We start from the raw sequence: 12,376 nt of genomic DNA, 5'->3' as shown, positions 1-12,376 counted from the left end.
GGAGACCCTGTGGCTATCCGCGTCCTACTGGTCGACGACCAACCGCTGCTGCGCACCGGCTTCCGGATGATTCTGGAGGCGGAGGGCGACCTGGCGGTGGTGGGCGAGGCCGGTGACGGTCTCCAGGCTCTCGACCAGGTACGGGCGCTGCAGCCCGATGTGGTGCTGATGGACATCCGCATGCCGCGGATGGACGGCGTCGAGGCGACGCGCCAGATCACCGGGCCGGGCCGCGACGGCCCCGCGAAGGTGCTGGTGCTGACCACGTTCGACCTCGACGAGTACGTGGTGGAGGCCTTGCGCGCCGGTGCCAGCGGCTTCCTGCTGAAGGACGCTCCGGCCAATGAGCTGGTGCAGGCCATCCGGGTGGTCGCGGCGGGCGAGGCGATGCTCGCGCCGAGCATCACCCGCAGGCTGCTCGACAAGTACGCGGACCATCTGCCGTCCGGCGAGGAGCCGGTGCCCGACACCCTGCACACGCTGACCGACCGCGAGGTCGAGGTGCTGAAGCTGGTGGCCCGCGGTCTGTCGAACGCAGAGATCGCCGCGGATCTGTTCGTCAGCGAGACGACGGTCAAGACGCATGTCGGCCATGTGCTGACCAAGCTCGGTCTGCGCGACCGCGTGCAGGCCGCCGTCTACGCGTACGAGAGCGGCCTGGTGCGCCCCGGCGCCCAGTGACCCGGCTCGGTACGGGCGGGGGTTCCTCGCCCGTACCCGGGTGCCGTCCGGGCTCAGCGGGCGTCCTTCGCCAGCTCCCACAGGTGGAGGTCGGCGGAGGAGTTGACCGCCCATTCGACGCCGGTGAGGCCGTCGCGCGAGGCGGCGTACTGCTTGCCCTGCCAGATCGGCAGTACGGGCACGTCCGTGGCGACGATGTCCTGGAGCCGCTGGAAGGTCTTGGCCGCGGCGCTGCGATCGGTCTCGCGGCGGGACTGCGGGATGAGTGTCTTCTGCGCCGGGGCCGACGTGTAGGGCGAGTTGAGGAAGTTGTTCCGGTCGAGGAACGGCGCCATGAAGTTGTCGGGGTCCGGGAAGTCGGGGAACCAGCCCATGCCGTAGACGGCGTAGTCGCCGCGCAGCTGTGCCGGGCGGTATTCGGCCCACGGGGTCCCCTGGACGGAGACGTCGAACAGTCCGGTGTCGTCGAACTGCTTCTTGAGGGTATTGAACTCGGCGGCGGTGCCGGCGCCTACGCGGTCGGTCGGGTAGTGGAGTGTGAGTCTCACCGGGGTGTCGACGCCCGCGGCGTCCAGGATCGCCGCGGCCTTCCTGGCGCTGGGTTCGCTGTACTTGTTGTAGAACGAGTTGGCGTGCGCGGTGATTCCGGACGGGATCAGTGAGTACAGCGGCTCGGCGGTGGTGCCGTACACCTTGCTCGCGATTTCGCCGCGGTCGATGATCTGGGCCATGGCCTGGCGGACGGCCTTGTTCTTGACGGCCGGGTCGTCGGTATTGAAGCCCAGGAAGTGGATGGCGAGGCCGGGCATCTCGGTGAGCTTGATCCCGTCCTCGGGATGTTCGAGCATCTGCTGGGACTGCTCGGGCGACATGCTGCGGGTCATCATGTCGATCCTCTGGCTGTCGAGGGCCTTGCCCATGGCCTTCGGGTCCGGGAAGACGTCCAGCTCGACCTTCTCGTTCCGCACCTTGAGATCCCCCTTGTAATGAGGGTTCCTGGTGAAGACCACCTTGACGACCTGGTCGTGCTCGACCTCCGGCTTCATGGTGTACGGGCCGGAGCCGTCCACCTGGAATCCGGTACGCGCGGACTTCGCCGCGTACCGGCTCCGCGGCACGATCCCGGCGACCGGGGTGGCGAGCTTGTACGGGAACGTGGCGTCCGGCGCGCGCAGATGGAAGATGATCTCCCTCTCGCCCTGTGTCTCGACCGTGTCGATGTTGTCGAGCAGGGCGACGGGCCCGTTGGGGGCATGGATGCGGATGACGCGGTCGATGGAGTACTTCACGTCGTCGGCGGTGACGGCCTTGCCGTCGGAGAACTTCAGACCGCTGCGCAGCTTGCAGCGGTAGCTCTCGTTCTGCGTGTCCGTGAAGGTGCAGCTCTCGGCGGCCTCGGGAACCGGCTCGCCGCCGCCGCGCGGTACGTGCACCAGGGTCTGTACGGTCTGCCGGAGGACGTTCCACACACCGGCTTCGTAGCCGATGGCGGGATCGAGCGGCGCGGGGTTGCCCTTCGAGGCGACGAACTGGTCCGTGGTGCCGACAACGATGGCGGCCCGGCCATCGCTCCCGTCACCCGACGCGCCGCAGGCGGCGAGTACGGGTGCGAGCAGGCCGACGACGGCCGGCAGCACCAGAGTCTTGCGGTTCATCCTGAACGCTCTCCCTCATCCGGGCATGGAGAAAGCGACATTAGTGGGCGCCGCAGGGAATGCCGGACCGAAGAACTTCCGGTGCGTAATCGGATGGTGATCGGAATGAGCGGCGCGCCGTTTTCACCCGCCGAAAGGGATTCGCCGATATCCACATGAAACAGGACGCATCGACACCTTGGAACGGACATGTCGGGCGATCTCGAAAGCAATCCGAGGCACATTCGGGTGAGAAAGCTCACGCAACGGCCTGTTCGAATCCTTTACCTCTCACCCGACCCGCCCACACGTGCGCGCGACAGGAAATACACCATCCACCACCGGGAGCTTTTCTGTTTATTCACAGAAACACTCTCGGTACCCGGATCACCGCTTTCCCGTGACCAGGCGCCGGAGAAAGGCGAGATCGACTTCTTCGAGGGAACGCACGACCACCCGGCCGGACGCGGGGGCGATGGGGGCGACGGACGGTACGGCGACCACCCGGCAGCCCGCCGCCTCCGCGGCCGCGACACCGGTCGCGGTGTCCTCGATCACCGCGCAGCACTCGGGGGCCGCGCCGAAGCCGGAGGCGGCGGTGAGATAGGGCTCCGGGTGCGGCTTCGTGCGGGTGACCTCGTCGCCCGCGACGGTGAGGGCGAAGTGGTGACGGCCCACCGAGTCCAGCACCCGGTCGATGATCCGCCGGTGCGAGGCGGAGACCAGGGCCGTGGGAATCTCGTGCCTGGCCAGCTCGGCCAGCAGCCGTTCCGCGCCCGGCATCAGCGGTACACCGCGGCCGATGCGCTTCTCGAAGCGGTCGTTGAGCAGGACGGTGAGTTCGTCGAGGGTGATGTCCGCGCCGGTGACGTCCATCAGGTAGCCCGCGCTGCGGGTCATCGGCCCGCCGACCACCACGTCCCGCCATGCCTCGTCGAGCCGGTGCCCGAGCTCGGCGAAGACCTCCACCTCCGCGTCCCACCAGAAGCCCTCGGTGTCGACGAGGGTGCCGTCCATGTCGAGCAGGACGGCCTGGAGCGCGGCGCCTTCGGCCGTGCGGGTCAAGGACGCGGATACCGTGCTGGTCATCCGGCACACCTTCCGTAAGGGACGAGAAGGCCGGCCGCCAATTCCCGTGGGAAGGGGCGACCGGCCTGCACTGGACCGACAAGTGTACGACTTGTGCTGCTACCACGCGTTGAACGGCGTCTTACCGCGCGTTGAAGTACTTCGCCTCCGGGTGGTGGATGACGATCGCGTCGGTGGACTGCTCCGGGTGCAGCTGGAATTCCTCCGAGAGGTGCACCCCGATCCGCTCCGGCTGGAGCAGCTCGGCGATCTTCGCCCGGTCCTCCAGGTCGGGGCAGGCGCCGTAGCCGAGGGAGAACCGCGCCCCCCGGTACTTCAGCGCGAACATGTCCTCGACATCGGCCGGGTCCTCGCCGCCGAATCCCAGCTCCGAGCGGACCCGGGCGTGCCAGTACTCGGCGAGGGCCTCGGCCAGCTGTACGGACAGGCCGTGCAGCTCCAGGTAGTCGCGGTAGGAGTTGGCCTCGAAGAGCTTCGCGGTCTCGCCGCCGATCTTCGAGCCGACGGTGACGACCTGGAGACCGATCACGTCCTTCTCGCCGGACTCCTCGGGGCGGAAGAAGTCCGCGAGGCAGAGACGGCGGCCGCGGCGCTGGCGCGGGAAGGTGAAGCGGGTCCGCTCGGAGCCGTCCTCGTGGAGCAGGATCAGGTCGTCGCCCTTGGACACGCACGGGAAGTAGCCGTAGACGACGGCGGCTTCCAGGAGGTTCTCGGTGTGGAGCTTGTCGAGCCAGCCGCGCAGGTGCGGGCGGCCCTCGGTCTCCACCAGCTCCTCGTACGTCGGTCCGTCGCCGGCGCGGGCCTGCTTCAGCCCCCACTGGCCCTTGAAGAGGGCGCCCTCGTCGAGCCAGGACGCGTACTCCTTGAGCTGGATGCCCTTGACGACCCGGGTGCCCCAGAAGGGCGGCTCGGGGACCGGGTTGTCGACGGCGACGTCGGAGCGGACGCCCTCCTGCGGCTCGTCGACCTCCAGGACCGCGGTGTCCCGCTTGGGCACCCGGCGCTGCTTCAGCTCGGGCAGGACCGCACCCGGGACACCGCGCTTGACCGCGATCAGCGCGTCCATCAGGCGCAGCCCCTCGAACGCGTCGCGGGCGTAGCGGACCTCGCCCTCGTAGATCTCGTGGAGGTCCTGCTCGACGTAGGCCCGGGTGAGGGCGGCGCCGCCGAGGATGACGGGGAAGTCGGCGGCCAGCTTGCGCTGGTTCAGCTCCTCCAGGTTCTCCTTCATGATCACGGTGGACTTGACCAGGAGTCCGGACATCCCGATGACGTCGGCCCGGTGTTCCTCGGCGGCCTCCAGGATGGCGGAGACGGGCTGCTTGATGCCGAGGTTGACGACGTTGTAGCCGTTGTTGGACAGGATGATGTCGACGAGGTTCTTGCCGATGTCGTGGACGTCGCCGCGGACCGTGGCCAGGACGATGGTGCCCTTGCCCTCGGCGTCGGACTTCTCCATGTGCGGTTCGAGGTACGCCACCGCGGTCTTCATGACCTCGGCGGACTGGAGGACGAAGGGCAGCTGCATCTGGCCGGAGCCGAAGAGCTCGCCGACGACCTTCATGCCCTCCAGGAGGGTGTCGTTGACGATGTCGAGGGCCGGGCGGGTCCGCAGTGCCTCGTCGAGGTCGTTCTCCAGGCCGTTCTTCTCACCGTCGATGATGCGGCGCCGGAGTCGCTCCTCGAGGGGCAGCGCGAGGAGTTCCTCGGCCTTGCCCGCCTTCATGGACTTCGTGCTGACGCCCTCGAAGAGCTCCATGAGCTTCTGGAGCGGGTCGTAGCCCTCGGCGCGGCGGTCGTGGATCAGGTCGAGGGCGACCTTGACCTGCTCCTCCTCCAGGCGGGCGATCGGCAGGATCTTGGAGGCGTGCACGATCGCGGAGTCGAGGCCGGCCTTGACGCACTCGTCGAGGAAGACGGAGTTCAGCACGACACGGGCGGCCGGGTTGAGGCCGAAGGAGATGTTGGACAGGCCGAGCGTGGTCTGCACCTCGGGGTGGCGCTTCTTCAGCTCGCGGATCGCCTCGATGGTGGCGATGCCGTCGCCCCGGGACTCCTCCTGGCCGGTGCAGATGGTGAAGGTCAGGGTGTCGATGAGGATGTCCGACTCCTGGATGCCCCAGTTGCCGGTCAGGTCCGCGATCAGCCGCTCGGCCACGGCGACCTTGTGTTCGACGGTACGGGCCTGGCCCTCCTCGTCGATGGTCAGCGCGATCAGCGCGGCGCCGTGCTCCACGGCCAGCGCGGTGACCTTGGCGAACCGGGACTCGGGACCGTCGCCGTCCTCGTAGTTGACCGAGTTCAGGACGGCACGGCCGCCCAGCTTCTCCAGACCGGCCCGCAGTACGGGCAGCTCCGTCGAGTCCAGCACGATGGGCAGGGTGGACGCGGTGGCGAACCGGCCGGCCAGCTCCTCCATGTCCGCCACGCCGTCGCGGCCCACGTAGTCGACGCAGAGGTCGAGCATGTGCGCGCCCTCGCGGATCTGGTCGCGGGCCATCTCCACGCAGTCGTCCCAGCGGGCTTCGAGCATGGCCTCGCGGAACTTCTTGGACCCGTTGGCGTTCGTACGCTCACCGATCGCGAGGTACGAGGTGTCCTGGCGGAACGGGACGGTCTGGTAGAGGGAGGCGGCACCCGGCTCGGGGCGCGGGGTACGGGGGGTGACGGCCGCGCCGCGGACCCGCTCGACGACCTGGCGCAGGTGCTCCGGGGTCGTGCCGCAGCAGCCGCCGACCAGCGAGAGGCCGTACTCCTGGACGAAGGTCTCCTGGGCGTCGGCGAGCTCGGCCGGGGACAGCGGGTAGTGCGCGCCGTCCTTGCCGAGCACGGGGAGGCCGGCGTTGGGCATGCAGGAGAGCGGGATGCGGGAGTGCCGGGCGAGGTAGCGCAGGTGCTCGCTCATCTCGGCCGGGCCGGTGGCACAGTTCAGGCCGATGAGGTCGATGCCCAGGGGCTCCAGGGCGGTGAGCGCCGCGCCGATCTCGGAGCCGAGCAGCATGGTGCCGGTCGTCTCGACGGTGACGGAGCAGATCACCGGGAGGTTGGCCCCGGTGGCCTCCAGGGCGCGGCGGGCGCCGATGACGGAGGCCTTGGTCTGGAGCAGGTCCTGGGTGGTCTCGACCAGGAGGGCGTCGGCGCCGCCGGCGATCATGCCCTCGGCGTTCTGCTGGTAGGCGTCGCGGAGCTTGGTGTACGGGGCGTGGCCCAGCGTCGGCAGCTTCGTGCCCGGGCCCATCGAGCCGAGCACCCAGCGCTGCTGTCCGGTGGAGGCGGTGAACTCGTCGGCGACCTCGCGGGCGATGCGCGCGCCGGACTCGGAGAGCTCGAAGACCCGCTCGGGAATGTCGTACTCGCCCAGGGCCGCCAGGTTGGCGCCGAAGGTGTTCGTCTCGACGCAGTCCACGCCGACGGCGAAGTACTCCTCGTGCACCGAGCGCACGATGTCGGGGCGGGTGACGTTCAGGATCTCGTTGCAGCCCTCGAGGTCCTGGAAGTCCTCGAGGCTCGGGTCCTGCGCCTGGAGCATGGTGCCCATGGCACCGTCGGCCACCACCACCCGGGTGGCGAGCGCCTCGCGGAGGGCTTCGGCTCGGTTCCGGCTGTCGGCGGAAGGGGTCGGCGACGAGGCCATGGATGTACTCCCTGGGATGCGACGGCTGTCGGCTTTGCGTCTTCGGTGGAAGGCGCACCAGGCCAGCCTAGCCGGGCGACGCCCGGGGCCGTCACTCCGTCCCACGGAGCGGACTGCATGCTGTGCGGGGGGATGTCCGGTTCGCAGCGGTGTCGCGGTTTTGCCGCGCGATCGAGCGGGGGTCGGCATCGACCGATAGTGTTCAGCATTGTCGAACCGAGGTGGAGGAGTACGGCGCGATGGCCAAGAACATCCAGTCGCTGGAGCGGGCGGCGGCGATGCTGCGTCTGCTGGCAGGTGGCGAGCGTCGGCTGGGACTGTCCGACATCGCCTCTTCACTGGGCCTGGCCAAGGGCACCGCACACGGCATCCTGCGCACGCTCCAGCACGAGGGTTTCGTCGAGCAGGACGCCGCGTCCGGCCGCTATCAGCTGGGCGCCGAGCTGCTCCGCCTGGGCAACAGCTATCTGGACGTCCACGAGCTGCGGGCCCGCGCGCTGGTCTGGACGGACGACCTGGCCCGCTCCAGCGGCGAGAGCACCCATCTCGGCGTGCTGCACCAGCAGGGCGTCCTCATCGTCCACCACGTCTTCCGCCCCGACGACAGCCGCCAGGTCCTGGAGGTCGGGGCCATGCAGCCGCTGCACTCCACGGCCCTGGGCAAGGTGCTCTCGGCGTACGACCCGGTGGCGCACACCGAGGCCATGGAGGCCGAGCGGCAGCCCTTCACCCCGCGCACCGTCACCGACGCGGAGGAGTTCGAGACGATGCTCGACCTGATCCGGGCGCGCGGCTGGGCGGCCGACGTGGAGGAGACCTGGGAGGGCGTGGCCGCGGTGGCCGCCCCGATCCACGACCGGCGGCGGATGCCGGTCGGCGCGGTGGCCGTGACCGGCGCCGTGGAGCGGGTCTGCGCGGACGGGGAGCTGCGCCCCGAGCTGATCGCCGCGGTGCGCGACTGCGCCCGGGCGGTCTCCAGGGACCTGGGCGCCGGACGGTTCTGACCGCCGCGGCGGACCGGTGCCGGTAACGATCGAGTTATAGGCCACACAACCCTTGACGCCTGATTCACCTGGGGGAAGCATTGCCGTTCATCGGTCGGCATTGTCGAACACCAAACGGAAACAAGCGTTAGGGTGTGACAGCGTCAAGGGCCGGAAACGCCCTCGCACGAGGGCGCGGACCACCGGAGTGACCCGGGGTTCGGCTTCCCTGGACGAAGGACAAAGGAGTCGCGGGTGTCCAGCTCCGACATCTTCATCGGCGAGACCATAGGTACCGCCGTACTCATCCTGCTCGGCGGCGGTGTCTGTGCCGCCGTCACTCTCAAGCGCTCCAAGGCGCAGAACGCCGGCTGGCTGGCCATCACCTTCGGGTGGGGTTTCGCCGTGCTGACCGGCGCGTATCTGGCCGGCGGCGTTTCGGGCGCGCATCTCAATCCGGCGGTCACGATCGGCCTCGCGATCGAGGGCGGCACCAAGTGGAGCGACGTACCGCTGTACCTCGTTTCCCAGCTGTTCGGCGCGATGATCGGCGCGGTGCTGGTCTGGCTGACCTACTACGGACAGTTCCGGGCGCATCTCACCGATCCGGAGATCCTGGCCGCCCACACGGGTGACGAGGGCATGGTCGACGAGGCGTCCGCCCCGAAGGCCGGCCCGGTGCTGGGCATCTTCTCCACCGGCCCCGAGATCCGCCACGCCGTGCAGAACCTGGTCACGGAGATCATCGCCACCGTCGTGCTCGTCCTCGCGATCCTCACCCAGGGCCTCAACAACGAGGGCAACGGCCTGGGCACGCTCGGCGCGCTGGTCACCGCTCTGGTGGTCGTCGGTATCGGTCTCTCGCTCGGCGGTCCGACGGGCTACGCGATCAACCCGGTCCGCGACCTCGGCCCGCGTATCGTGCACGCGCTGCTGCCGTTGCCGAACAAGGGCGGTTCCGACTGGGGCTACGCCTGGATCCCGGTCGCCGGACCGCTCATCGGCGGCGCGATCGCGGGCGGGCTCTACAACGTCGCCTTCGCCTGAGCCGCGGCGCCCAGAGCCGTAACCCTCACGACCACACAGACCTCCGGGAGCACACCGTGACCGACGCACACACCACCGGCCCGTTCATCGCGGCCATCGACCAGGGCACCACCTCCAGCCGCTGCATCGTCTTCGACAAGGACGGCCGGATCGTCTCCGTCGACCAGAAGGAGCACGAACAGATCTTCCCGAAGCCGGGCTGGGTCGAGCACGACGCGACCGAGATCTGGGAGAACGTCCAGGAGGTCGTGGCCGGCGCCATCGTCAAGGCCGGCATCACCGCCGCCGACGTGAAGGCGATCGGCATCACCAACCAGCGCGAGACCACACTGCTCTGGGACAAGAACACCGGTGAGCCCGTCCACAACGCCCTCGTCTGGCAGGACACCCGGACGGACGCGCTCTGCAAGGAGCTCGGCCGCAACGTCGGCCAGGACCGCTTCCGCCGCGAGACCGGTCTGCCGCTCGCCTCGTACTTCGCCGGCCCCAAGGTCCGCTGGCTGCTCGACAACGTCGAGGGGCTGCGCGAGCGCGCCGAGCGCGGCGACATCCTCTTCGGCACCATGGACTCCTGGGTCATCTGGAACCTGACCGGCGGCACCGACGGCGGCGTCCATGTCACCGACGTCACCAACGCCTCGCGCACGCTCCTGATGAACCTGCACGAGATGCAGTGGGACGAGCGGATCCTCCAGTCGATGGAGATCCCGGCCGCCGTGCTCCCCGAGATCCGTTCCTCCGCCGAGGTGTACGGGACCGCCAAGGGCGGCGTGCTCGACGGGGTCCCCGTGGCGTCCGCGCTCGGTGACCAGCAGGCGGCCCTCTTCGGCCAGACCTGCTTCTCCGAGGGCGAGGCCAAGTCCACGTACGGCACCGGCACCTTCATGCTGATGAACACCGGTGAGACGCCCGTCAACTCGTACAACGGACTGCTGACGACCGTCGGGTACCGGATCGGCGACCAGAAGCCGGTCTACGCCCTGGAGGGCTCCATCGCCGTCACCGGTTCGCTGGTGCAGTGGATGCGTGACCAGATGGGCCTGATCAAGTCGGCGGCCGAGATCGAGACCCTGGCCCTGTCGGTCGAGGACAACGGCGGCGCGTACTTCGTGCCCGCGTTCTCCGGCCTGTTCGCCCCGTACTGGCGCTCCGACGCCCGCGGCGTCATCGCCGGTCTGACCCGGTACGTCACCAAGGCGCACATCGCCCGTGCCGTCCTGGAGGCCACCGCCTGGCAGACCCGCGAGATCACCGACGCCATGACCAAGGACTCGGGGGTCGAGCTGACCGCCCTCAAGGTCGACGGCGGCATGACCTCCAACAACCTGCTGATGCAGACGCTCGCCGACTTCCTGGACGCACCCGTGGTGCGGCCGATGGTCGCCGAGACGACCTGCCTCGGCGCCGCCTACGCCGCCGGTCTCGCCGTCGGTTTCTGGCCGGACACCGACGCGCTGCGCGCCAACTGGCGCCGGGCCGCCGAGTGGACCCCCCGCATGGACGCGGACACCCGCGACCGCGAGTACAAGAGCTGGCTCAAGGCCGTGGAACGGACCATGGGCTGGATCGAAGACGAGGAGTAATCGACATGACCACCCTGCAGAGCGTCCCGGCCCTCGGGACGCACCCGGCCTCCGGCTCCCTTCCGAGCCGCGCCGAGACTCGGGAGCAGCTCTCCAAGGCGACGTACGACCTCCTGGTGATCGGTGGCGGCATCCTGGGCATCTCCACCGCCTGGCACGCCGCGCAGTCCGGGCTGCGGGTGGCCCTGGTGGACGCCGGCGACTTCGCCGGCGCCACCTCCTCCGCCTCCTCCAAGCTGCTCCACGGCGGCCTGCGCTACCTGCAGACCGGAGCGGTGAAGCTGGTCGCGGAGAACCACTTCGAGCGACGTGCGGTGTCCCGTCAGGTGGCCCCGCACCTCGCCAACCCGCTCACCTTCTACCTGCCCGTCTACAAGGGCGGGCCGCACGGCGCGGCCAAGCTGGGCGCGGGTGTGTTCGCGTACTCGGCGCTGTCCGCGTTCGGTGACGGCGTCGGCCATGTGATCAGCCCGGCGAAGGCACGGCGCGATGTGCCCGAGCTGCGTACGGACAATCTGAAGGCCGTCGCGGTGTACGGCGACGACCAGATGAACGACGCCCGGATGGCACTGATGACGGTCCGCGCGGCCGTCGACGCGGGCGCGGTCGTCCTCAACCACGCGGCGGTGACCGGTCTGCGGTTCACCAAGGGCCGGGTGACCGGCGCCGAGCTGGAGGACCGCACGGACGGCACGGAGTTCGGCGTCACCGCCCGGCTCGTGCTGAACGCCACCGGACCGTGGGTCGACCACCTGCGGAAGATGGAGGACCCGAACGCGGCGCCGTCCATACGTCTGTCCAAGGGCGCGCACCTCGTCCTGAAGCGCACCCGCCCCTGGAAGGCGGCGCTCGCCACCCCGATCGACAAGTACCGCATCACCTTCGCCCTGCCGTGGGAGGACATGCTGCTGCTCGGCACGACGGACGAGGAGTACGAGGGCGATCCCGCGGACGTCGCGGTCAACGAGAAGGACACCGCGCAGATCCTCGACGAGGCGGCGTTCTCCATCCGGGACCAGCAGCTGTCGCGCGATCTGATCACCTACTCCTTCGCCGGTCTGCGGGTGCTGCCCGGCGGCCCCGGCGACACTTCCAAGGCCAAGCGCGAGACGGTCGTGACCGAGGGCCGCGGCGGGATGCTGTCGGTCGCGGGCGGCAAGTGGACGACGTTCCGCCACATCGGCCGTACGGTGATGAACAAGCTGGCCGCGCTCCCCGGGCACCCGCTCGCCGAGGACATGGAGCCGATCGCGCACCTGCCGAAGAAGCTCCCGCTGCCCGGCATCGCCAACCCGAACGCGGTGGCGCACCGGCTGCTGGTGGACGGCGGCACGCCCGGCCCGCGGATGGCGGCCGACACCGCCCGGCACCTCGCCACCCACTACGGCTCGCTCTCCTTCGACATCGCCCGGATGGCGAACGAGAACCCGGCCCTGGCCGAGCGCATCCACCCGGACGCGCCGGAGATCTGGGCGCAGGTCGCCTACGCCCGGGACCACGAGTGGGCCGAGACGGCGGACGACGTGCTGCGCCGCCGTACCACCCTGACGATCCGGGGGCTGGCGACGGACGAGATCCGGGCCGGCGTCGAGTCGATGCTCGGCGACCGGGACTGACGGGTCCTCACGTACGGCGAGGTCTACGGGGAACGGGTCGCCGTGCTCGGCTCGAACGGTTCGGGGAAGTCGCACTTCCTGCGGCTCCTGGCGGGCGAGCCGGTCGCGC

General features: G+C 69.5%; 8 protein-coding genes and 1 pseudogene. 6 read left to right on the top strand and 3 right to left on the bottom strand.

Annotation, left to right across the window (positions count from 1 at the left end; translation table 11 throughout):
- The first annotated feature begins 9 nt into the window (after positions 1 to 9).
- The gene (locus tag ACWCPY_RS12000) at positions 10 to 681 is read left to right on the top strand and encodes a response regulator (protein ID WP_093541287.1); all 672 of its coding nucleotides are present in this window, start codon (positions 10 to 12) and stop codon (positions 679 to 681) included.
- Positions 682 to 734: 53 nt separating this feature from the next.
- Here ACWCPY_RS12000 and ACWCPY_RS11995 read toward each other — a convergent pair whose 3' ends face one another.
- From ACWCPY_RS11995 to metH, 3 genes are all read right to left on the bottom strand, one after another.
- Complete coding sequence (locus tag ACWCPY_RS11995; RefSeq protein WP_451264196.1) at positions 735 to 2,336, bottom strand: ABC transporter substrate-binding protein; 1,602 nt, start codon at positions 2,334 to 2,336, stop codon at positions 735 to 737.
- Positions 2,337 to 2,702: 366 nt separating this feature from the next.
- The gene (locus ACWCPY_RS11990; RefSeq protein ID WP_451264195.1) at positions 2,703 to 3,404 is read right to left on the bottom strand and encodes an HAD family hydrolase; all 702 of its coding nucleotides are present in this window, start codon (positions 3,402 to 3,404) and stop codon (positions 2,703 to 2,705) included.
- Positions 3,405 to 3,525: 121 nt separating this feature from the next.
- On the bottom strand, positions 3,526 to 7,038 hold the full coding sequence (gene metH / locus ACWCPY_RS11985; protein WP_451264194.1) for a methionine synthase: 3,513 nt from the start codon (positions 7,036 to 7,038) through the stop codon (positions 3,526 to 3,528).
- 239 nt (positions 7,039 to 7,277) lie between these two features.
- Between metH and ACWCPY_RS11980 the strand changes: the two genes are divergently transcribed.
- The 5 genes and pseudogenes from ACWCPY_RS11980 to ACWCPY_RS11960 all read left to right on the top strand — a co-directional run.
- Positions 7,278 to 8,042 (top strand): IclR family transcriptional regulator, encoded by a 765-nt coding sequence (locus tag ACWCPY_RS11980; protein ID WP_451264193.1) that lies wholly within the window; start codon positions 7,278 to 7,280, stop codon positions 8,040 to 8,042.
- A 234-nt stretch (positions 8,043 to 8,276) separates the two neighbouring features.
- Complete coding sequence (locus ACWCPY_RS11975) at positions 8,277 to 9,068, top strand: MIP/aquaporin family protein (RefSeq protein ID WP_451264192.1); 792 nt, start codon at positions 8,277 to 8,279, stop codon at positions 9,066 to 9,068.
- Between the two features lie 56 nt (positions 9,069 to 9,124).
- Positions 9,125 to 10,651, top strand: coding sequence for a glycerol kinase GlpK (gene glpK / locus ACWCPY_RS11970; RefSeq protein ID WP_451264191.1), 1,527 nt, complete (start codon positions 9,125 to 9,127; stop codon positions 10,649 to 10,651).
- Between the two features lie 5 nt (positions 10,652 to 10,656).
- Complete coding sequence (locus ACWCPY_RS11965; RefSeq protein WP_451264190.1) at positions 10,657 to 12,267, top strand: FAD-dependent oxidoreductase; 1,611 nt, start codon at positions 10,657 to 10,659, stop codon at positions 12,265 to 12,267.
- 24 nt (positions 12,268 to 12,291) lie between these two features.
- Positions 12,292 to 12,376: pseudogene (locus tag ACWCPY_RS11960) on the top strand (ATP-binding cassette domain-containing protein); the annotation flags it as partial.

The sequence above is a fragment of the Streptomyces sp. NPDC002403 genome (assembly GCF_053593015.1).
The sequence above is the reverse complement of the archived record's forward strand: the minus strand, read 5'-3'. Positions and strand labels throughout refer to the sequence as shown.